Here is a 20,532-nt window from a genome sequence, read left to right on the forward strand (position 1 = left end):
CTAGCCTCTGCTCAACGGTCACCGCGACCACGAACCGATTGAGGATCCCACCATGAGTTTGAAAGACACACTGCCCGGCGTTCTGGGCTTCGGCACCGCACCGCTGGGCAATATGTTCCGCGCCATCCCCGAAGCAGAAGCCCAGGCCACTGTCGAGGCCGTCTGGAACGCCGGCGTGCGCTACTTCGACACCGCGCCGTTCTATGGCTCGGGCCTTTCCGAATTGCGTCTGGGCCAGGCGCTGTCGCAGTACAACCGCGATGACTTCGTGCTCAGCACCAAAGTCGGCCGGGTGATTCTTGATGAAGTCGAAGAAAGCCCCCGTGACCTTGGCGAAAAAAGCGGCGTGTTCGAACACGGTCGCCCGAACAAGATGGTCAACGACTACAGCGCCGATGCAACGATGCGCTCGATTGAAGACAGCCTGGAACGCCTGCAGACCGATCGCCTGGACATCGTGTGGATCCATGATATCGCCCAAGACTTCTACGGCGACCAGTGGCTGGAATACTTCAACCAAGCCCGCACCGGCGCGTTCAAAGTCCTCACCCGGCTGCGCGAAGAGGGTGTGATCAAGGCCTGGGGCCTGGGTGTGAACCGCGTCGAGCCCTGCGAACTGACCCTGGACCTGACCGAAGCGCAACCCGACGGCTTTTTGCTGGCCGGCCGCTACACTCTGTTGGACCACGATCGCGCCCTGCAACGCCTGATGGACGCGGCCCTGGCGCAGCACGTCGAGATCGTCGTCGGTGGCCCCTACAGCTCCGGCATTCTCGCCGGTGGTGAGCATTTCGAATACCAGCAGGCCAGCCCGGCGATCATCCAAAAGGTCGAGCAGATCAAGGCAATTGCCCAAGCGTTTGGCGTGAGCGTGAAAGCTGCGGCCCTGCAATTCTCCCTGGCGCACCTGGCCGTGGCGGCGGTGATTCCAGGCGCCAGTCGTCCGGGGCGGATTGCCGAAGACGTCGTGGCGTTGTCAGAGAAAATCCCGGCAGCCTTCTGGCAGGCCCTGCGCGATGCCCGATTGATTTCGGACCGTGCACCACTGCCGCGATAACTTCAGGAGTTCAACCGATGAAAATTGATGTAAGCGGTAAAGTGGCCATCGTCAGCGGCAGCACCGCCGGTATCGGCCTGGGTATCAGCCTCGCGCTGGCACAGTCCGGCGCCACGGTGGTGGTGATCGGACGTGACGCCGGCAAGGTGGATGATGCATTGGCGAGCATCCGTCAGGCCGTGCCAGGCGCGGACCTGCGCGGGTGGGTGGCGGACCTCGGCACGGTCGAAGGCGCAGAAAAACTGTTCGCCGCCGAACCGCGTGCCGACATCCTGGTCAACAACCTGGGCATCTTCAACGATGTGGATTTCTTTGAGGCGCCGGACAGTGAGTGGACGCGCTTCTACGAGGTCAACGTGATCTCCGGCGTACGCCTGGCGCGCCATTACGTGCCGGGCATGGTCGAGCAAGGCTGGGGGCGGGTGATCTTCGTGTCGTCGGAATCCGGTGTGGCGACGCCGGCGGACATGATCAATTATGGCGTGACCAAAAGCGCCAACCTGGCGGTGTCCCATGGCTTGGCCAAGCGCCTCGCAGGGACGGGTGTGACGGTCAACGCCGTGCTGCCGGGCCCGACCTTCACCGATGGCCTGGAGCAGATGCTCAAGGACGCGACCCAGAAATCCGGGCGCAGTGCGCGGGACGAGGCGGATGTCTTCGTGCGTCATGCGCGGCCGACGTCGATCATCCAGCGGGCGGCGAATGTGGATGAAGTCGCCAACTTGGTGGCTTACATTGCTTCACCCCTGTCTTCTGCCACCACCGGTGCCGCGTTGCGGGTCGACGGTGGTGTTGTCGACAGCATGGCAATCTGAATTGTTTTTCATTTTAGGGAGTATTAATCGTGGCAACAGCGTCTTCGGTCATTGAAGTTCCGGTTTCGGCCGATCAGGTCTGGCAATTGGTCGGCGGCTTCAACAGCCTGCCGGACTGGCTGCCGTTTATCGTCAAGAGCGAGCCCAGCGATGGCGGCCGTGTGCGGCATCTGGAAACCGCCGATGGCGGCGTGGTGGTCGAGCGTTTGCAGACGTTCGATAACGTGGGGCGTACTTACAGCTACACCATCGAGCAGTCGCCGTTTCCGGTGAGTGCGTACCTGGCGACGTTGCAGGTTGAAGCGCTGAGTGAGACGTCGGCGAAAGTCACCTGGTCCGGTGTGTTCACCCCGGCGGTGGGGACTACGGATTCGGCGGTGGAGGAGTTGTTTGCCGGTGTCTACAGCGGTGGGTTGGAGGCGTTGCGGGCCAACTTCCCGGCCTGATTCCATCCTTCAGGCTCAGCAAAACAATGTGGGAGGGGCGGTGCGACGATTCGACTTGCTCCCGATAGCGGTGTGTCAGTCAATTCATATCTGTCTGAACCACCGCCATCGGGGGCAAGCCCCCTCCCACCTATTGATCACTGTTGAGTCAGATGGATTTTTGCCTTGGCTGGCTTCACCAGTAGACCCAGGTTGGGTGATCGATATTGGCTCGAGCGCTGATCCAACAATCAAAGCAGCTCAAATGTGGGAGGGAGCAAGCCCCCTCCCACCTGTGGACCTCACTGCCTGATGGATCAGGCTTCAGGCATCAACTGTTGGCGGCACTCCAGAATCAGGCGCGCGCCCCCTTGCGCGCTCGTACCCACTTCCAACTTGAACCCATGCAAGTTGATGATCGCCGCCACAATCGACAAGCCCAGCCCGAACCCGCCTTGCTGGTCGCTTTCATCCACGCGATAGAAACGCTGGAACACCGCGTCACGCTCCGCCGCGGGTATACCCGGCCCCGAGTCATGCACTTCAATGCGTGTACTGCCGGCATCATTGACCCCGCGCAGCATCACTTCGCCGCCCGGAGGGGAGAACTTGATCGAGTTGCTCAGCAGGTTGGCCAGGGCTTCGAACAAGAGGGCGCGGTCGCCGGTGATCCACGGCAGGGACTCCGGGATTTCCAGCTTCAGTTGCAGTTCGCCTTCTTCGGCCAGGGGCAGGTAGAAGTCATGCAGTTCGCGCAGCAGCGGTAACGGGTCCATGACCAGGAAACCTGAGCGCCGCTGGTGGTCTTCCAGTTCGGAGATCCGCAACAGCCCGCGAAACCGCGCCATCAGGGTGTCGGTTTCGGCAATCGCGTCGTCCAGCTTCACCGCATAGTCCGACTCCGCCTCAGCCTCCTGTTTGATGCGATACAGCTGCGCACGCAGGCGCGTGAGCGGGGTGCGCAGGTCGTGGGCGATGTTGTCGCACACACCCTTGACCTCGTTCATCAGCTTCTCGATGCGGTCGAGCATGGCGTTGACGATGGCGGCAAGCATGTCCAGTTCGTCACGCCGATCGGACAGCGGCAGGCGGTGGGTGAGGTCACCGGCGACGATGGCTTCGGCGCTGGCCTGGATGCCGCGAATGCGCCGCAACGGACGGCGGCGCAGCAAGTGCCAGCCGGCGGCACCGGGGATGATCGTCAGCGACAGCGCCCACAACAGCGCATGCCAGATGATGCGGGTCACGCCAAACAACGAACCGTTGGCACGCACCAGCACCAGCCAGCGGCCGTCGTCGGTGTGGGTGGCCACGGCGTCGCAGCTGTCCTTGGGCAGTTTGGGGTCGTCGGAGTCGACGCAATTGGCCAGGGCGTGAATCTTGCCGTCCAGGGGCAGGTCCGGCGGCATCGCGCGGATCGGCCCGTTCAAGGGCCGGAACTGCTCGTCGAACAGGCCGTAGGCGTCCACGCCCTTCATGTCGAAGGTCATGCTGGTGGTCAGGGCTTCCACCAGTTCTTCGCCGTCAAAACGCTGGAACAAGTGCTGGCGCTGCAGCAGGGAATGGCGCGACAGGTCGCCCAGGTACCCGGAAACCTCGTAATACAACACCCCCATCAGGATGCAGCTCCAGGCCACGAACAACGAACTGTACAGCGCCAGTAAACGGCTGCTGGAGGAGCGCCAGCCTTTAGAGGGGTTCAGCAATGACATAACCGGAACCTCGTACCGTGCGGATCAGCGGCGTGAGACCCGGTGGGTCGATCTTTTTGCGCAGGCGACCGATGTGCACGTCGATGAGGTTGGTACCTGGGTCGAAGTGATAGCCCCAGACTTCCTCGAAAATCATCATCCGCGACAGGATCTGTCCGGTGTTGCGCATCAGGAACTCGAGCAGTTTGTATTCGGTGGGCAACAGGCTCAGGGGCTGGTCGGCGCGGCTGGCTTCGCGGCTGATCAGGTTCAGTTCCAGGTCGGCCACGCGCAGGGCGGTTTCGAATTCCTTGACCGTGCTTTTGCGTCGCAGCAGCACTTCGACACGGGCGGCCATTTCATCCGAGGCGAACGGCTTGGTGAGGTAATCATCACCCCCGGCCCGCAGGCCGCGCACGCGTTCGTCAACATCGGAGAGGGCACTGATCATCAGGATCGGTGTTGATACACCAATGGTACGCAGGGTCGTGACGATAGCCAGGCCATCGAGTTCCGGCAGCATGCGATCGAGGGTGATCAGGTCGTAATCCCCACTCACTGCGCGGACCAGGCCCTCGCGACCGTTGTCTACCCAGTCTACATCCAGTCCATGGCTACTCAGCTCGGCGACGATCTCGCGGGCTGTTACGGCGTCATCCTCGATGGTCAAAATACGGGTCATAGGATTACCTGGTGAGCGATTGACACTAGAAGTGGACACATTTTGCCAAGAAATGCCTGAACGCTTCCTAAATAAAACTTCATCTTGGCAAAACTGACACAGATTTCATCACCGCTCAGTGCATGGAATGCATAACGCCCGCCTTAAACGATCGATTCTTGCAACTTGCACGGTTTTGGTAAGTTCAAAATACTTAAGCTATTGATCTATAAAGATTTTAAATTTAATCGCGACTGGCATGGTGACTGCACTGTCCCTTTTGAGACTTGTAACACTATTTTTCTGCCTTGGAGCAAAACAACAATGATCACATCCTCATCCACGCTGCAAGAGTCGAGCGCGCTCTCCGGGGTTTCCTGGGGGGCGATCTTTGCCGGGGCCGCTGCCGCGGCTGCGTTGTCGCTGATCCTGGTACTGCTGGGCTTCGGCCTGGGCTTTTCGGCGGTGTCGCCGTGGGCCGACAGCGGTATCAGTGCCAAGGGGCTTGGCATTTCCACGATTGTCTGGCTGGCGTTCACGCAGATCGTCGCGTCCGGGCTGGGCGGTTATATCGCCGGTCGGTTGCGCGTGAAGTGGGCCAATATGCACGGCGATGAGGTGTACTTTCGCGACACCGCCCACGGCTTCCTGGCCTGGGCTGTTGCCACACTGATCACGGCGATGCTGGTGGTGGGTTCGGTCAGCAGTGTCGTCAGCGGTGGCGTCAAAGCCGGCGCGAGCGTTGCAGCGGGCGCGGCCAGTGGTATCACCCAAGCGGCCGGCAGTGCCGCCAAGGGCGTCAACGGCGGCGACTTCGATTACTACGTTGACAGCCTGTTCCGCGATGATCGCCCGGTTGCCGTCAGTGAAGACGCGGCCCACGGCGTGGTTGCACGCATCTTCACTCGCACCCTGAGCAACGACGGCCAGCTTGCCGCCGAAGATCGTGCCTACCTGGCCCAACTGATCAGCCAACGCACCAACCTCAGCCAGGCGGATGCCGAGGCGCGAATCGACAAGGTCTACGGCGATGCCCGTAAAGCCGTTGAAGATGCCAAGCTCAAAGCCAAGCAAGCCGCTGACACGGCCGCCAAAGTCGCTGCGTATACCTCGCTGTGGACCTTTATCGCGCTGTTGATCGGTGCATTCTTCGCCAGCTTCGCAGCCACCTTCGGCGGTCGCCGTCGCGATGCCGTGGTGTATGTCGAAACCGAACACTTCGTACGTTAATTCAAGGAGAACATCATGCGCTCATTACTTCTGTGGTTCCTCGGTATCCCAATCCCGATCATCATCCTGATCGCGATATTCGTGCACTGATAGCACGTCTTACTCGGTAAAAAACTGTGGGGGCGGGCTTGCTCGGGAATGCGGTGTATCAGTGACTCATGAGTTGACTGACACAACGCTTTCGCGGGCAAGCCCGCTCCCACATTGGGTGGTGTGTAGCGCCAGCCAACTTGTCACCACGGCCGCGCGCTGGCAGCTATTTACTGATCACAAGGTGGGGCAGCAGGTCAGTCATCAAACCCAACCTGCTCGTGGATCTCGTCCACTTTCAACTCCAACCGGTACGCCACCGCAATAAACAGCGCCTGGCACAGGCACAGGGTGGCGCTCAACGAGCGGAAGGCAAACGACGAACCTTCATTGACCAACAGCACCGCGTTCGCGCGCTTGGCCAGGGGCGACAGGTTGCTGTCGGTGATGATCAGCGTCTTGGCCTGGTGGTGCTGGGCGATGCGCAGGCAGTGCTGGGTCTCTTTGCCGTAGGGCGTGAAACTGATGGCGATCACCAGGTCATTGGCGCGCACGCTGCGCATCTGCTCGCGGTAGCTGCCGCCCAGGCCCGAGATCAGATGGATGCGCTTGTTGGTGTGCTGCAGGTTGTAGACCAGGTAATCAGCCACCGCAAAGGAGCGGCGCACGCCAACCACGTAGATGTTGTCGGCGTTGACCACCAGGTCCACGGCCTTGTCGAAGGCCACGTCATCGAGTTCCAGCCCCAGGCGCTCGATTCCGGACAGGGTGGCGTTGACACACTCGCGCGCCAGGTCGCCGCCGCTGGCTTTCTGCGACTTGTTGGCGATCATGCTGCGGATGCGCTGCTGGTAGTTCTGCACCGGTGTGGTCTTGTGGGTGTAGGCCTCGCGAAACAGCGCCTGCATCTCACTGAACCCACTGAAACCGAAGCGCTGGGAGAAGCGCACGATGGCCGACGGGTGCACTTCGCACTCACGGGCGATGTCGCTGATGCGGTCGACCATGATCCGGTCGCTCTGCTGGCTCATGTAGCTGGCGATGCGCTTGAGTTGGCGCGGCAGGCTCTCGTATTCGTCGGTGATCAGCTGCAACAGGCGCTCGGCATTGATCGGAGGGCTGGCGATAGAGTCTTCCAGGGTGGTCTCGGGATCGGTGCGGGACATGGGCAATCCTTCTGGCGTGTTCTTCTGATGCGCTGATGGGTGGCGCAAGTCTACAGGGTAGGCGCAAAAAAATACCTCGGCATCACGGCGGCCATGGCCTGCTGAAACGATGCACTGCCGCTTGCATGCTCTTGTACAAGCTTAATGGAAAAAATATTCCAATGAAAAAATATATGGAATAAATATTGATTGGCGCCGCAGGACGTTCTAGTCTGCTCCCACCAAGAGCGTTTGCCGTCGCCACGGCGGCAAAACGCAGGCTGATAAAAATAACAGGAGCCAGCATGGGCCAGACTCGTTTTGCCAGTGGGCGTCAATTGGATCTGATTTGCCTCGGGCGCCTGGGCGTCGACCTCTATGCACAGCAAGTGGGTGCGCGGCTTGAGGACGTATCCAGCTTTGCCAAGTACCTCGGCGGATCCTCCGCCAACATCGCTTTCGGCACCGCGCGGCTGGGGCTCAAGTCGGCGATGTTGAGCCGGGTCGGCGACGACCATATGGGGCGCTTCCTGGTGGAATCGCTGGCGCGTGAAGGCTGCGATGTCAGCGGCATCAAGGTCGACCCGGAGCGCCTCACCGCCCTGGTGTTGCTCGGCCTCAAGGACCGCGAAACCTTCCCTTTGGTGTTCTACCGCGAAAACTGCGCCGACATGGCCTTGCGTGCCGAAGACATCAACGAAGCCTTTATCGCGTCGAGCAAAGCCCTGCTGATCACCGGCACGCATTTCTCCACCGACGGCGTGTACAAGGCCAGCATCCAGGCGCTGGATTACGCGGCCAAGCACAACGTCAAGCGCGTGCTGGATATCGACTACCGCCCGGTGCTGTGGGGCCTGGCAGGCAAGGCCGACGGCGAAACCCGTTTTGTCGCCGATCAGAATGTCAGCCAGCACGTGCAGAAAATCCTGCCGCGCTTCGACTTGATCGTCGGCACCGAAGAAGAATTCCTGATTGCGGGGGGCAGCGAAGACTTGCTCACCGCCTTGCGTAAGGTGCGCGAATTGACCCCGGCGACCCTGGTGGTCAAGCTCGGTCCGCAGGGTTGCACAGTCCTCCACGGCGCCATTCCCGCGCGGTTGGAAGACGGCGCCATCTACCCCGGTGTGCGTGTGGAAGTGCTCAATGTGCTTGGCGCCGGCGATGCGTTCATGTCGGGGTTCCTCAGTGGCTGGATCAACGATGCGAGTGATGAACGGTGCAGCCAGTTGGCCAATGCCTGCGGCGGCCTGGTCGTTTCGCGGCACGCCTGTGCGCCGGCGATGCCGACGCCTGCGGAGCTCGAGTACCTGTTCAACAGCCCGGTGCCGATTACGCGCCCGGATCAGGACGTGACGCTGCAGCGCCTGCACCGCGTGACGGTGCCGCGCAAGAACTGGAAGCAACTGTTCGTGTTTGCCTTTGACCACCGCTGGCAGTTGGTGGACCTGGCGCAGAAAGGTGGCCAAGACACGACGCGCATCAGCGCCATCAAGCAACTGTTTATCCAGGCCATCGAACGCGTCGAGCAAAAACTCGCTGAGCAAGGCGTGGAAGCCGACGTCGGCCTGCTCGCCGACCAGCGCTTCGGCCAGGACGCCCTCAACGCCGCCAGTGGTCGCGGCTGGTGGATTGCGCGCCCGGTGGAGGTGCAGAACTCGCGGCCGCTGGCGTTCGAACATGGCCGCTCGGTGGGCAGCAACCTGATTGCCTGGCCCCAGGAACAAATCATCAAGTGCCTGGTGCAATTCCACCCGGACGACGAGCCGCTGCTGCGCCTGGAACAGGAAGCGCAACTCAAGGCGGTGTACGAGGCGTCTATCGTCAGCGGCCATGAACTGCTACTGGAAGTCATCCCGCCTAAGGATCACCCGTCCACTTACCCCGACGTGCTCTATCGCAGCCTCAAGCGCCTGTACAACCTGGGCATCTACCCGGCGTGGTGGAAGATCGAGGCGCAGTCGGCCGAGGACTGGAAGAAGCTCGACGAACTGATCCAGGAGCGCGACCCGTACTGCCGAGGCGTGGTGCTGCTGGGCCTGAATGCCTCGGCCAAGTTCCTCGCCGATGGCTTCCAGCAAGCCAGCCAGAGTACGACCTGCCGGGGTTTTGCCGTGGGGCGCACGATCTTCCAGGAACCGAGCCGGGCGTGGATGGCGGGGGAGATTGATGACGAGACCCTGGTCCAGCGGGTGCAAGCCACCTTCGAGCAGTTGATCAATGCCTGGCGCAGTGCCCGAGGCTAAACCCAGTTCTTAATTTGAAATGCAATCCAATGTGGGAAGGGGCTTTTTGTGGTGAGCGGGCTTTTGTGGTGAGCGGGCTTGCCCCGCGCTGGGCTGCGAAGCAGCCCCACCGGCTCTGCGACTAACCCGTCGCGGGACAATCCCCCCCCTCACCACAGCAACCCAGCTTCCACATAAAGCAGATCTCAGTGATACCTGAAAATAATAAAGGTGCAGCCATGCCCGCAATCCGAATTGGCATCAACCCGATCTCCTGGAGCAACGACGACCTGCCGGCCCTGGGCGGTGAAACGCCCCTGAGCACCGCCCTGAGCGAAGGCAAGGAGATCGGCTACGAAGGCTTCGAACTCAACGGTAAATTCCCCAAGGACGCCAAGGGCGTCGGCGACGTGTTGCGCCCCTACGACCTGGCGTTGGTCTCCGGTTGGTACTCCAGCCGCCTGGCCCGTCGCTCGGTGGCCGAGGAAATCGAAGCCATCGCCGGTCATGTCGAGCTGCTCAAACAGAACGGCGCCACGGTGCTGGTGTACGGCGAGGTGGCCGACTCGATCCAGGGCTCGCGCATCCGCCTGATCGAACGCCCACGTTTCCACAGCGAGCAGGCCTGGCAGGACTACGCTGACAAACTCACCGAACTGGCGCGTTTTACCCTGTCCCAGGGCGTGCGCCTGGCGTACCACCACCACATGGGCGCTTATGTTGAATCCCCGGAAGACATCGACCAACTGATGAACCGTACCGGCCCGGAAGTCGGCCTGCTGTTCGATTCCGGCCACTGCTACATGGGCGGCGGCGAGCCGATTGACGTGCTGCGCAAGCATATCGGGCGTATCTGCCACGTGCACTTCAAGGACGTGCGCAAACCGGTGGTGCAACTGGCGCGCAACCAGATGTGGAGTTTTCCGGATTGCATCGTCAACGGCACCTTCACCGTGCCCGGCGATGGCGATATCGACTTCGCCGAATTGCTCGATGTGCTGCTCGCCGCCCAATACCAAGGCTGGCTGGTGGTGGAGGCCGAGCAGGACCCGGCTGTGGCGCCGAGCTATATCTATGCGAAAAAAGGCTACGACACCTTACGTGCTCTGTTGAATGAGAGGACCGGAAAATGAGCTTGTTGGTCAAAAGCAGCAAACGCGGAAAAACCATGGTCGCCCTGGAAGAAGGGCGCCTGGAGTACGTGGGCTTTGCCGCCTACCGCCTGAGCCTCGGCGAAACCCTTCCGGTCAGCGCCGGTGATCAGGAGCTGTGCCTGGTGCTGCTAAGCGGCCGGGTGAACATTGAGGGCGAAGGCTTCAACTGGCAGAACCTGGGGGATCGCCAGTCGGTGTTTGAAGACAAATCCCCGTTCGCCGCCTACCTGCCACCGGGCACCGATGCGCAAGTTACCGCCTTGAGCGATGTACAGATTGCCGTCTGCGCCGCTCCCGGCACAGAAGGCTACGAACCACGCCTGATCCGCCCGGAAAACTGCAAGCGCAGCGTGCGCGGTAAAGGCGCCAACACCCGCTACGTGTGCGACATCCTGCCTGACAGCGAGCCGGCGCATTCGCTGCTGGTGGTGGAGGTGCGCACGCCGTCCGGGCACTCGTCGAGCTACCCGCCGCATAAACACGACACCGACGACTTGCCGCACCAGAGTTTCCTTGAAGAGACCTACTACCACCAAGTCAACCCGCCCCAGGGCTTTGTGTTCCAGCGTGTCTACACCGACGACCGCAGCATCGACCAGGCCATGGCGGTGGAAAACAGCGACCTGGTGGTGGTGCCCAAGGGCTATCACCCGGTCAGCGTGCCGTATGGCTACGAGTCCTATTACCTCAACGTAATGGCCGGCCCCAAGCGCGCCTGGCATTTCCATAACGACCCGCAGCACAGCTGGCTGCTGGACCTTTAATCAGCGGTTTGGACGGAGAACAACAACAATGAAATCGCCTTTACGTTTCGCCCTTAACCGCATGGTCGCGCCCCAATTGTCCCTGCCGGATTTCATCCAATTGGCGGTAGCGCTCAAGTGCGATGCCATCGAGATCCGCAACGACCTGGCGGACAGACAAATTGAATTCGGCACCCCGGCCAGCCGCGTGCGCGAACTGTGCGCGGTGCAAGGCATTACGGTGCTGTCGATCAACGCGTTGTACCCCTTTGATGTGTGGAACGACGAACGCCGTGCCCAGGCGATCACGCTGGCGACCTACGCGCGCGAATGCGGCGCCCAGGGCCTGGTGATGTGCCCGTTCAACGAGCCGGGTGATACGCGCAATGAAGCCCAGCGCGCTGCCGGCTTGCGCACCGCCCTGAGCGAGCTGGCGCCGATCCTGCGCGAATACGGGATTCTCGGTTTTATCGAACCCCTGGGTTTTGAAGAGTGCGCGATGCGCCGCAAACGCGTGGCGGTGGACGCGATCCAGTCCATCGGCGGCCTGGATGTGTTCCGCCTGGTGCACGACACCTTTCACCATCACCTGGCCAGCGAGCATGAGTTCTTTCCGGAACTCACCGGCCTGGTGCATATCTCCGGCGTGGAAGATGCCGAGGCACCGCTGAATTCGATTCGAGACGGCCACCGCGTGCTGGTGGGCGAGGGCGACATCCTCGGCAACGCGGCGCAGATCGACACCTTGCTCAGCAGCGGCTACAGCGGCTACCTGTCGTTCGAGCCGTTTTCCGAGAGCGTGCATGGCCTGGCCGACATCCAGCAAGCCTTGGGTGCAAGCATCGCCCATTTGCAAAATTTTCGAACCTGACACCGATCAACCTGTGGGAGCTGGCTTGCCTGCGATAGCGATTTATCACATACAGATTCATTGCCTGACACACCGCTATCGCAGGCAAGCCAGCTCCCACATTGGATCGGTGTTGACCAATCGAATTGCATTCACACAAGGTGCAAGTGATGACCACGACAAGATTGACCATGGCCCAGGCCCTGGTGAAGTTCCTGGATAACCAATACATAGAAGTCGATGGCGTGCAGAGCAAATTTGTCGCCGGGGTGTTCACGATTTTCGGCCACGGCAATGTGCTGGGCCTGGGCCAGGCCCTGGAGCAGGACAGCGGTGACCTTGTCGTGCATCAGGGTCGCAACGAGCAAGGCATGGCCCACGCGGCCATCGGTTTCGCCAAGCAGCACCTGCGCCGCAAGATCTACGCGTGCACCGCCTCGGTCGGGCCCGGTGCGGCCAATATGCTCACCGCCGCCGCGACCGCCACGGCCAACCGTATTCCGTTGCTGCTGTTGCCGGGCGACGTCTACGCCAGCCGTCAGCCCGACCCGGTGCTGCAACAGATCGAACAGTTCCACGACCTGAGCATCAGCACCAACGATGCCTTTCGCTCGGTGAGCAAATACTGGGACCGCATCAACCGCCCCGAGCAGTTGATGACCGCTGCGATCCACGCCATGCGCGTGCTCACCGACCCGGCCGAAACCGGCGCCGTGACCCTGGCATTGCCCCAGGATGTGCAGGCCGAGGCCTGGGACTATCCCGATTACTTCCTGCAGAAACGCGTGCACCGTATTGAGCGTCGCCCGGCCACTGCCGCGATGATCGGTGACGCGCTGGCGGCGTTCCGAGGCAAACGCAAACCGCTGATCATCTGCGGTGGCGGCGTGAAGTACTCCGGCGCCAATGCCGCGCTGCAAGCGTTTGCCGAGCGTTTTGATATTCCCTTTGCCGAGACCCAGGCGGGCAAGAGTGCTGTCGTCTCCAGTCACCCGTTGAACGTGGGCGGGATCGGTGAAACCGGCTGCCTGGCGGCGAACCTGCTGGCGCCCGAGGCCGACCTGATCATTGGGATCGGCACGCGCTACACCGATTTCACCACCTCGTCCAAATCACTGTTCAAGCACGCCGAGGTGACGTTTCTCAACCTCAATATCAGCCCGTGCGACGCCCTGAAGCTCGACGGCGTGCAGGTGCTGGCCGACGCGCAGGTCGCGCTTGAAGCGCTCGCCGATGCCCTGGGCGACTACCGTTCCGGCTGGGGCGAGCAGGTGCGCGACGCCAAGGCGCAGCTGGATGCCGAAGTGGACCGCGTGCATCAGGTGGAATACGCCGGCGACGGCTTCGTGCCTGAGGTCGACGACCACCTGGACCGTGCGGTGCTGCGGGAATTCATCGAGCTGACCGGCTCGTGCCTGACCCAAAGCCGCGTGCTGGGCGTGCTCAACCAGAGCCTGGCGGATGACGCCATCATCGTCGCCGCCGCCGGCAGCCTGCCCGGCGACCTGCAACGCGCGTGGCGCAGCAAGGGCGTCAACACCTACCACGTCGAATACGGCTATTCGTGCATGGGCTACGAGATCAACGCCGCCCTGGGCGTGAAACTCGCCGAACCAACCAAGGAGGTCTACGCCCTGGTCGGCGATGGCTCCTACATGATGCTGCACTCGGAGCTGGCCACCTCGATCCAAGAGCGGCACAAGATCAACGTGGTGCTGCTCGACAACATGGCTTTCGGCTGTATCAACAACCTGCAGATCGGCAATGGCATGGACAGCTTCGGCACCGAATTCCGCTTCCGCAACCCTGAGAGCGGCAAGCTCGATGGTGGCCTGGTCCCGGTGGATTTCGCCATGAGCGCGGCGGCTTATGGCTGCAAGACCTACAAGGTCAGCACCGTGGAACAACTGGAATCGGCGCTGGCGGACGCGCGTACGCAAACGGTGTCGACGCTGATTGATATCAAGGTGCTGCCCAAGACCATGATCCACGGCTACCTCTCGTGGTGGCGCGTGGGCGTGGCGCAGGTGTCCACCAGCGAACGCACGAATGCCGCCGCAAAAAAACTCAATGAACACCTGGCGAAGGCCCGGCAGTACTAATAACAAGAGGAGTGTTTGTATGTCTTTGAAGCTTGGAGTGATCGGTACAGGCGCCATCGGCCGGGACCATATTCGTCGTTGCAGCCAGACCTTGCTCAACAGCCAGGTGGTGGCGGTGACCGACATCAACCTTGAGCAGGCCGCCAAGGTGGTTGCGGACCTCAAGCTGGACGCCGAGGTGTACCCCGACGGCCATGCCTTGATCAATTCGCCGCAGGTCGAAGCGGTGCTCGTCACCTCCTGGGGCCCGAGCCACGAAGAGTTCGTGCTCGCCGCCATCGCCGCCGGCAAACCGGTGTTCTGCGAAAAACCCCTGGCGGTCACCGCCGAGGGGTGTCGCCGGATCGTCGACGCCGAGGTGGCCTACGGCAAGCGCCTGGTGCAGGTCGGCTTCATGCGCCCGTACGACGAAGGCTATCGCGCCCTCAAAGCGGTGATCGACAGTGGCCAGATCGGCGAGCCGTTGATGCTGCACTGCGCCCATCGCAACCCCACGGTGGGCGAGAACTACAAGACCGACATGGCGATCACCGACACCCTGATCCACGAGCTGGATGTATTGCGTTGGTTGCTCAACGATGACTACGTGTCGGTGCAAGTGGTGTTCCCGCGCAAATCCAGCAAGGCCCTGGCGCACTTGCGTGACCCGCAGATCGTGCTGCTGGAAACCGTCAAGGGCACGCGCATCGATGTGGAAGTGTTTGTGAACTGCCAGTACGGCTACGACATCCAGTGCGAAGTAGTGGGGGAGACCGGTATCGCAAAACTGCCGGAGCCATCCCAGGTGCAACTGCGCAGCGGGGCGAAGCTGTCCAATGCGATTCTGATGGACTGGAAGGATCGGTTTATCGGTGCATACGACGTGGAGTTGCAGGCGTTCATCGACAGCGTGCGCGCCGGGCAGGTCGGCGGGCCGTCGGCGTGGGACGGGTTCGCGGCGGCGGTGGCGGCGGATGCGTGTATCGAAGCGCAAGGCAGTGAGCAGATTGTGAAGATGAGCTTGCCGGATCGCCCGCGTTTCTACGGCTGAATCACTGGAGAAATACTGTCAAAAATGTGGGAGGGGGCTTGCCCCCGATGGTGGTGGATCAGATAGATATTTATTGACTGACACACTGTAATCGGGGGCAAGCCCCCTCCCACATTTGAATCGGGTTTTCACTTCAAGCAAGGAGTGTAGGTATGCGAATCGGACTAGTCGGCTACGGCCATGGAGGGCGCTTCTTTCATGCGCCGCTGATTGCAACATTGGCCGGTGCCACATTTGTCGGCGTGGTCACCCGGTCTGCGGAACGCCGCCAGCAATTGGCAACCGACCACCCCGGCCTCAAGGCCTTTGATTCCATCGGCCAGATCGTCGAAGCCGGGGTCGATGCGCTGGTGATCTCCACCACGCTTAAAGGGCGTCCCGCATTAGTGCTGGAAGCCATCGAACACGGCGTTGCGGTGGTCAGCGACAAACCCTTCGCCGCCAACGCCGAACAGGCCCAAGCCCTGATCACTGCGGCTGAACGCCAGGGCTCTTTGCTCAGCGTCTACCAGAACCGGCGCTGGGACTCGGACTACCTGACCCTGCGCAAACGCATCGACGCCGGCGCTCTGGGCACCATCACCCGTTTCGAATCCCGCGTGGAACGCTACAGCCCGCAAGCCGTGGGCAACGCCAGCGGTGGCGGCTGGCTGCGCGACCTGGGCAGCCATTTGGTCGATCAGGCCCTGCAACTGTTCGGGCCGGTAGATCGGGTGTTCGCCCAACTGCACTACACCGCCGAACACCCCACCGTGGATCATGGCTTCTTTGTCTCCCTGACCCATGCCAACGGGGTGATCTCTCACCTGTGGGGCAATGCCTTGCAAAACAGCCAGGCCCCGCGTTTCAGGGTCAGTGGCACCGCCGGCTGCTACACCGTCGACGGTTTGGACGGCCAGGAAGACGCCTTGATGGCCGGCAAGTCGCCGAAGACCGAAGGCGAGCATTGGGGCGCTGAAGAACACCGACGTTGGGGCTGGTTCGAACAAGGCCCGGAACGCGAGCGAGTGCCGTCGGAGAAGGGCTGCTGGACGCAGTTCTATCGGCAGTTGCAAGTGGCCGTGCAAGGGCAGGGGCCGTTGCCGGTGGACGCCTATGATGCGCTGGAAACCACCCGTATATTGGACGCCGCACGCCTGAGCGCCGAGCGCCAGCAGGTGGTTTCAACAAAAATAGAATAAAATTCTAAAACAGGTTGATATGGAAATTATTTTCCAATAAAGTCTTTTCCAGGTTGCATAAAGTACGTTCGGACTCGATTCGCACGACTCAACAAAAACAAGATCAAAAACAACCAGGTACCGTCAGATGAAAATCTTCAACGCTGTACTGCGAGTTTTACGCCCTGCCCACACGCCACGCGGCCTGCCCCGCGCCCGGCCGTTCTACTTCTCCTTCCTTAATGTGCTGTGCGTCGAAAACAAAGGCGCGCTGGTGTGCTGCATTCCAGGCGCACCGGTCGTCCGGCTGCCTGCCGAGCTCTGAAAAACGCAACGTCCAAAAAACCAACAAGAAAGTGGAGACAGACCGTTCATGAAGACCCCGATCCGTTTTACCGCGCTGGCCTTGTCCATGCTGCTGGCCAGTGGTTTTGCCTCGGCTGCCGACTTGAAGATAGGCGTGAGCATGTCCGCCTTCGATGACACCTTCCTGACTTACCTGCGCGAAGACATGGACAAGCAAGCCAAGTCCTATCCCAAGGGCGATGGCGTGCAGCTGCAGTTCGAGGACGCGCGTGCCGATGTGGTCAAGCAACTGAGCCAGGTCGAGAACTTTATCAGTCAGAAAGTCGACGCGATCATCGTCAACCCGGTGGATACCGCCTCGACCAAGAACATCATCAATGCGGCGACCAAGGCGGGCATCCCGCTGGTCTTCGTCAACCGCCGTCCCGACCAGAAAGACTTGCCCAAGGATGTGGTCGCGGTGACCTCCGATGACATCGAGGCGGGTCGCCTGCAAATGCAATACATCGCTGAGAAACTCGGCGGCAAGGGCAAGATTGTGATCCTGCTGGGTGACCTGGCGAACAACTCCACCACCAACCGCACCAAGGGCGTGAAGGAGGTGCTGGCCAAATACCCGGACATCAAGATCGAACAGGAACAGACCGGCATCTGGCTGCGTGACAAGGGCATGACCCTGGTCAACGACTGGCTGACCCAAGGTCGCGAATTCAACGCCGTGTTGGCCAACAACGATGAGATGGCCATCGGTGCGTCCATGGCCCTGAAGTCGGCGGGTACCAAGCCGGGCAGCGTGCTGATCGCAGGTGTCGACGGCACCCCGGACGGTCTGAACGCGATCACCAAGGGTGACATGGCCGCGTCGGCGTTCCAGGACGCCAAGGGTCAGGCGGTGGGATCGGTGGAAGCGGCGCGCAAAATGGCCAAGAAGGAGCCGGTCGAGCAGAACGTGATTATTCCGTTCCAACTGATCACTCCGGAAAACGTCGCCCAGTTCAAGTAGCCCTGACATAACAACAATAAACCGGCAGGGCGGTCGTGCCCGCCCTGCCGATGGAGTACCTCCCTATGCTCGCTCAAGCCGCTGTCTCGCAGCCCCCCGGCCTCCAGCCGTTGCCGCTGGACGAACCCTACCTGCTGGAAATCGTCAACATCAGCAAAGGCTTTCCCGGCGTCGTGGCCCTGGCCGACGTGCAATTGCGCGTACGCCCTGGCACGGTGCTGGCGCTGATGGGCGAGAACGGTGCGGGCAAATCCACGCTGATGAAAATCATCGCCGGCATCTACCAGCCCGACGCCGGGGAAATTCGCCTGCGCGGCAAGCCGATCGTATTTGAAACGCCCCTGGCGGCCCAGAAGGCCGGGATCGCGATGATCCACCAGGAACTCAACCTGATGCCGCACATGAGCATCGCCGAGAACATCTGGATCGGCCGCGAGCAGCTCAACAGCCTGCACATGGTCAACCACCGCGAAATGCACCGCTGCACGGCAGAATTGCTGGCACGCCTGCGCATCAACCTGGACCCCGAGGAACACGTGGGCAACCTGAGCATCGCCGAGCGGCAGATGGTCGAGATTGCCAAGGCCGTGTCCTACGACTCCGACATCCTGATCATGGATGAACCGACGTCGGCCATTACCGAGAAGGAAGTGGCCCACCTTTTTTCGATCATTGCCGACCTCAAGGCCCAGGGCAAAGGCATCGTCTACATCACGCATAAAATGAACGAAGTGTTTGCCATCGCCGATGAAGTGGCGGTGTTTCGTGATGGCCACTATATCGGCTTGCAACGCGCCGACAGCATGAACAGCGACAGCCTGATCTCGATGATGGTCGGCCGTGAACTGAGCCAGTTGTTCCCGGTGCGCGAGACGCCGATCGGCGACCTGCTGCTGTCGGTCCGCGACCTGCGCCTGGACGGTGTGTTCAAGGACGTCTCCTTTGACCTGCATGCCGGCGAGATCCTCGGCATCGCCGGGTTGATGGGCTCAGGCCGCACCAACGTGGCGGAAACCATTTTCGGCATCACCCCAAGCGACGGCGGGCAGATTGAACTGGACGGCAAAGCGGTGCGTATCAGCGACCCGCACATGGCCATCGAGAAAGGCTTTGCGCTGCTGACCGAGGACCGCAAGCTCAGCGGCCTGTTCCCGTGCCTGTCGGTACTGGAAAACATGGAGATGGCCGTGCTGCCGCATTACTCGGGTAACGGCTTTATCCAGCAGAAAGCCCTGCGTGCGCTGTGCGAAGACATGTGCAAGAAGCTGCGGGTGAAAACCCCGTCCCTTGAACAGTGCATCGACACCTTGTCCGGCGGCAACCAGCAGAAGGCGTTGCTGGCGCGCTGGCTGATGACCAACCCGCGCCTGCTGATCCTCGATGAACCCACGCGGGGCATCGACGTGGGCGCCAAGGCCGAGATCTATCGTTTGATCTCGTTCCTGGCCAGCGAAGGCATGGCGGTGATCATGATTTCCTCCGAGCTGCCCGAAGTGCTGGGCATGAGCGACCGGGTCATGGTGATGCACGAAGGCGAATTGATGGGCACCTTGGATCGCAGCGAAGCGACCCAGGAAAAAGTCATGCAGTTGGCCTCCGGGATGACGGCAGTCCACTGACGTACAGAATAAAAAAGGTGATTGGCTATGAACGCAATAACGGATAACAAACCGGCGACGGTGCCAACCAAGAGTCGTCGACGCATGCCCACCGAGCTGAGCATCTTCCTGGTGCTGATCGGTATCGGCCTGGTGTTTGAATTGTTCGGCTGGATCGTGCGTGACCAGAGCTTCCTGATGAACTCCCAGCGCCTGGTGCTGATGATCCTGCAGGTGTCGATCATTGGGCTGCTGGCCATCGGCGTGACCCAGGTGATCATCACCACCGGTATCGACCTGTCCTCCGGCTCGGTGCTGGCATTGTCGGCGATGATCGCCGCCAGTTTGGCGCAAACGTCCGATTTTTCCCGGGCGGTATTCCCGAGCCTGACCGACTTGCCGGTGTGGATCCCGGTGGCCATGGGGCTGGGTGTGGGGCTGTTGGCGGGTGCGATCAATGGAAGCATCATCGCCGTTACCGGTATCCCACCGTTTATCGCCACCTTGGGCATGATGGTCTCGGCGCGCGGCCTGGCGCGCTATTACACCGAAGGCCAGCCGGTGAGTATGCTGTCGGACTCGTACACGGCCATCGGCCATGGCGCGATGCCGGTGATCATCTTCCTGGTGGTGGCGGTGATCTTCCACATCGCCTTGCGCTACACCAAGTACGGCAAGTACACCTACGCCATCGGCGGCAACATGCAGGCGGCGCGGACGTCGGGGATCAACGTCAAGCGTCATCTGATCATCGTCTACAGCATCGCCGGCTTGCTCGCAGGTTTGGCGGGGGTCGTGGCGTCGGCTCGCGCTGCGACGGGTCAGGCCGGCATGGGCATGTCCTATGAGCTGGATGCGATTGCCGCGGCGGTGATCGGCGGCACCAGCCTGGCGGGCGGGGTAGGGCGCATCACCGGTACTGTGATCGGCGCGCTGATCCTTGGTGTGATGGCCAGCGGGTTTACCTTTGTCGGGGTGGACGCGTATATCCAGGACATCATCAAGGGCCTGATCATTGTGGTCGCAGTGGTGATTGACCAGTATCGCAACAAGCGCAAGCTCAAACGCTGAGATCGTCTTACGGCCAACACACATCAAATGTGGGCGCTGGCTTGCCTGCGATTGCATCCACTCGGCAGCCCTGACGGACCGAGTCGCCTGCATCGCGGGCAAGCCCGACGCCCACACTTGATCTTTATCAGGCCGTTCTAACCGTTTGTCTTCTATATAGCTCCACAACACTGAATTTCTTGCTATAAACGCACTCCGATAACCATTCGCCAAGCCCGTCCTGGTGCCTTTTGGGGTTA

At 61.1% G+C, this 20,532-nt stretch carries 19 protein-coding genes; 15 read left to right on the forward strand and 4 right to left on the reverse strand.

The genetic code is table 11. The features are described 5' to 3' along the window. Positions 1–52: 52 nt before the first annotated feature. Genes BM403_RS30690 through BM403_RS30700 form a run of 3 tightly spaced genes read left to right on the forward strand, consistent with a single transcriptional unit; the run spans position 53 to position 2,318 of the window. A complete protein-coding gene (locus BM403_RS30690) occupies positions 53–1,057 on the forward strand; it encodes an aldo/keto reductase (protein WP_093546898.1) in 1,005 nt (334 codons plus the stop codon). Between the two features lie 17 nt (positions 1,058–1,074). Then, positions 1,075–1,872: an SDR family NAD(P)-dependent oxidoreductase gene (locus tag BM403_RS30695; protein ID WP_012723771.1), complete on the forward strand. Its 798-nt coding sequence runs from the start codon at positions 1,075–1,077 to the stop codon at positions 1,870–1,872. 29 nt (positions 1,873–1,901) lie between these two features. Then, complete coding sequence (locus BM403_RS30700) at positions 1,902–2,318, forward strand: SRPBCC family protein (protein ID WP_012723772.1); 417 nt, start codon at positions 1,902–1,904, stop codon at positions 2,316–2,318. A 296-nt stretch (positions 2,319–2,614) separates the two neighbouring features. Here BM403_RS30700 and BM403_RS30705 read toward each other — a convergent pair whose 3' ends face one another. Both BM403_RS30705 and BM403_RS30710 read right to left on the reverse strand, forming a co-directional pair. After that, positions 2,615–4,009, reverse strand: coding sequence for a sensor histidine kinase (locus tag BM403_RS30705; RefSeq protein ID WP_012723773.1), 1,395 nt, complete (start codon positions 4,007–4,009; stop codon positions 2,615–2,617). Then, on the reverse strand, positions 3,987–4,670 hold the full coding sequence (locus tag BM403_RS30710; RefSeq protein WP_010564812.1) for a response regulator transcription factor: 684 nt from the start codon (positions 4,668–4,670) through the stop codon (positions 3,987–3,989). Before BM403_RS30710 ends, BM403_RS30705 begins: the two co-directional genes overlap by 23 nt. A 303-nt stretch (positions 4,671–4,973) precedes the next feature. Here BM403_RS30710 and BM403_RS30715 point away from each other — a divergent pair, with 303 nt between their 5' ends. Continuing rightward, a complete protein-coding gene (locus BM403_RS30715; RefSeq protein ID WP_046034030.1) occupies positions 4,974–5,879 on the forward strand; it encodes a hypothetical protein in 906 nt (301 codons plus the stop codon). 287 nt (positions 5,880–6,166) lie between these two features. On the opposite strand, the gene BM403_RS30720 is transcribed toward BM403_RS30715, so the two are convergent. Next, positions 6,167–7,075 carry a MurR/RpiR family transcriptional regulator gene (locus BM403_RS30720; protein WP_012723775.1) on the reverse strand — a complete coding sequence of 303 codons (909 nt, stop codon included), beginning with the start codon at positions 7,073–7,075 and terminating at the stop codon, positions 6,167–6,169. Positions 7,076–7,157: 82 nt separating this feature from the next. Next, a complete protein-coding gene (locus tag BM403_RS31805; RefSeq protein ID WP_139238017.1) occupies positions 7,158–7,361 on the reverse strand; it encodes a hypothetical protein in 204 nt (67 codons plus the stop codon). Here BM403_RS31805 and iolC point away from each other — a divergent pair. The 11 genes from iolC (at position 7,360) to BM403_RS30770 (ending at position 20,293) form a co-directional block, all read left to right on the forward strand. Further along, on the forward strand, positions 7,360–9,297 hold the full coding sequence (gene iolC, locus BM403_RS30725) for a bifunctional 5-dehydro-2-deoxygluconokinase/5-dehydro-2-deoxyphosphogluconate aldolase (protein ID WP_093546904.1): 1,938 nt from the start codon (positions 7,360–7,362) through the stop codon (positions 9,295–9,297). The two genes, BM403_RS31805 and iolC, sit on opposite strands and share 2 nt — an antisense overlap. A gap of 218 nt (positions 9,298–9,515) precedes the next feature. Continuing rightward, positions 9,516–10,409, forward strand: a complete 894-nt coding sequence (gene iolE / locus BM403_RS30730) for a myo-inosose-2 dehydratase (RefSeq protein ID WP_043205231.1) — start codon at positions 9,516–9,518, stop codon at positions 10,407–10,409. Next, complete coding sequence (iolB, locus tag BM403_RS30735; protein ID WP_012723778.1) at positions 10,406–11,194, forward strand: 5-deoxy-glucuronate isomerase; 789 nt, start codon at positions 10,406–10,408, stop codon at positions 11,192–11,194. The genes iolE and iolB overlap by 4 nt, the downstream gene beginning before the upstream one ends. Positions 11,195–11,222: 28 nt before the next feature. After that, complete coding sequence (locus BM403_RS30740) at positions 11,223–12,044, forward strand: TIM barrel protein (protein ID WP_093546907.1); 822 nt, start codon at positions 11,223–11,225, stop codon at positions 12,042–12,044. A 149-nt stretch (positions 12,045–12,193) separates the two neighbouring features. Beyond that, positions 12,194–14,125, forward strand: a complete 1,932-nt coding sequence (gene iolD, locus BM403_RS30745; RefSeq protein WP_093546911.1) for a 3D-(3,5/4)-trihydroxycyclohexane-1,2-dione acylhydrolase (decyclizing) — start codon at positions 12,194–12,196, stop codon at positions 14,123–14,125. Between the two features lie 19 nt (positions 14,126–14,144). Further along, positions 14,145–15,155 (forward strand): bifunctional inositol 2-dehydrogenase/D-chiro-inositol 1-dehydrogenase, encoded by a 1,011-nt coding sequence (locus BM403_RS30750; RefSeq protein ID WP_093546914.1) that lies wholly within the window; start codon positions 14,145–14,147, stop codon positions 15,153–15,155. Positions 15,156–15,307: 152 nt separating this feature from the next. Beyond that, positions 15,308–16,336, forward strand: a complete 1,029-nt coding sequence (locus BM403_RS30755; protein ID WP_093546918.1) for a Gfo/Idh/MocA family protein — start codon at positions 15,308–15,310, stop codon at positions 16,334–16,336. A gap of 127 nt (positions 16,337–16,463) precedes the next feature. Next, positions 16,464–16,640: a hypothetical protein gene (locus BM403_RS31985; protein ID WP_012723783.1), complete on the forward strand. Its 177-nt coding sequence runs from the start codon at positions 16,464–16,466 to the stop codon at positions 16,638–16,640. Positions 16,641–16,688: 48 nt separating this feature from the next. Further along, positions 16,689–17,624 (forward strand): sugar ABC transporter substrate-binding protein, encoded by a 936-nt coding sequence (locus tag BM403_RS30760; RefSeq protein WP_012723784.1) that lies wholly within the window; start codon positions 16,689–16,691, stop codon positions 17,622–17,624. Between the two features lie 65 nt (positions 17,625–17,689). Then, the gene (locus BM403_RS30765; RefSeq protein WP_043205233.1) at positions 17,690–19,243 is read left to right on the forward strand and encodes a sugar ABC transporter ATP-binding protein; all 1,554 of its coding nucleotides are present in this window, start codon (positions 17,690–17,692) and stop codon (positions 19,241–19,243) included. A gap of 27 nt (positions 19,244–19,270) precedes the next feature. Further along, positions 19,271–20,293 carry an ABC transporter permease gene (locus BM403_RS30770; RefSeq protein WP_016975559.1) on the forward strand — a complete coding sequence of 341 codons (1,023 nt, stop codon included), beginning with the start codon at positions 19,271–19,273 and terminating at the stop codon, positions 20,291–20,293. Positions 20,294–20,532 lie beyond the last annotated feature (239 nt).

Source organism: Pseudomonas sp. OV546, from assembly GCF_900116845.1.
GTDB classification, from domain to species: domain Bacteria; phylum Pseudomonadota; class Gammaproteobacteria; order Pseudomonadales; family Pseudomonadaceae; genus Aquipseudomonas; species Aquipseudomonas petroselini.

What these genes read in the sequence shown, in the direction of transcription:
- BM403_RS30690 (WP_093546898.1), top strand. Translation starts at nt 53, where the DNA reads ATGAGTTTGAAAGACACACTGCCCGGCGTTCTGGGCTTCGGCACCGCA.
- BM403_RS30695 (WP_012723771.1), top strand. Translation starts at nt 1,075, where the DNA reads ATGAAAATTGATGTAAGCGGTAAAGTGGCCATCGTCAGCGGCAGCACC.
- BM403_RS30705 (WP_012723773.1), bottom strand. Translation starts at nt 4,009, where the DNA reads ATGTCATTGCTGAACCCCTCTAAAGGCTGGCGCTCCTCCAGCAGCCGT.
- BM403_RS30710 (WP_010564812.1), bottom strand. Translation starts at nt 4,670, where the DNA reads ATGACCCGTATTTTGACCATCGAGGATGACGCCGTAACAGCCCGCGAG.
- BM403_RS30715 (WP_046034030.1), top strand. Translation starts at nt 4,974, where the DNA reads ATGATCACATCCTCATCCACGCTGCAAGAGTCGAGCGCGCTCTCCGGG.
- BM403_RS30720 (WP_012723775.1), bottom strand. Translation starts at nt 7,075, where the DNA reads ATGTCCCGCACCGATCCCGAGACCACCCTGGAAGACTCTATCGCCAGC.
- iolC (WP_093546904.1), top strand. Translation starts at nt 7,360, where the DNA reads ATGGGCCAGACTCGTTTTGCCAGTGGGCGTCAATTGGATCTGATTTGC.
- BM403_RS31805 (WP_139238017.1), bottom strand. Translation starts at nt 7,361, where the DNA reads ATGCTGGCTCCTGTTATTTTTATCAGCCTGCGTTTTGCCGCCGTGGCG.
- iolE (WP_043205231.1), top strand. Translation starts at nt 9,516, where the DNA reads ATGCCCGCAATCCGAATTGGCATCAACCCGATCTCCTGGAGCAACGAC.
- iolB (WP_012723778.1), top strand. Translation starts at nt 10,406, where the DNA reads ATGAGCTTGTTGGTCAAAAGCAGCAAACGCGGAAAAACCATGGTCGCC.
- BM403_RS30740 (WP_093546907.1), top strand. Translation starts at nt 11,223, where the DNA reads ATGAAATCGCCTTTACGTTTCGCCCTTAACCGCATGGTCGCGCCCCAA.
- iolD (WP_093546911.1), top strand. Translation starts at nt 12,194, where the DNA reads ATGACCACGACAAGATTGACCATGGCCCAGGCCCTGGTGAAGTTCCTG.
- BM403_RS30750 (WP_093546914.1), top strand. Translation starts at nt 14,145, where the DNA reads ATGTCTTTGAAGCTTGGAGTGATCGGTACAGGCGCCATCGGCCGGGAC.
- BM403_RS30755 (WP_093546918.1), top strand. Translation starts at nt 15,308, where the DNA reads ATGCGAATCGGACTAGTCGGCTACGGCCATGGAGGGCGCTTCTTTCAT.
- BM403_RS31985 (WP_012723783.1), top strand. Translation starts at nt 16,464, where the DNA reads ATGAAAATCTTCAACGCTGTACTGCGAGTTTTACGCCCTGCCCACACG.
- BM403_RS30760 (WP_012723784.1), top strand. Translation starts at nt 16,689, where the DNA reads ATGAAGACCCCGATCCGTTTTACCGCGCTGGCCTTGTCCATGCTGCTG.
- BM403_RS30765 (WP_043205233.1), top strand. Translation starts at nt 17,690, where the DNA reads ATGCTCGCTCAAGCCGCTGTCTCGCAGCCCCCCGGCCTCCAGCCGTTG.
- BM403_RS30770 (WP_016975559.1), top strand. Translation starts at nt 19,271, where the DNA reads ATGAACGCAATAACGGATAACAAACCGGCGACGGTGCCAACCAAGAGT.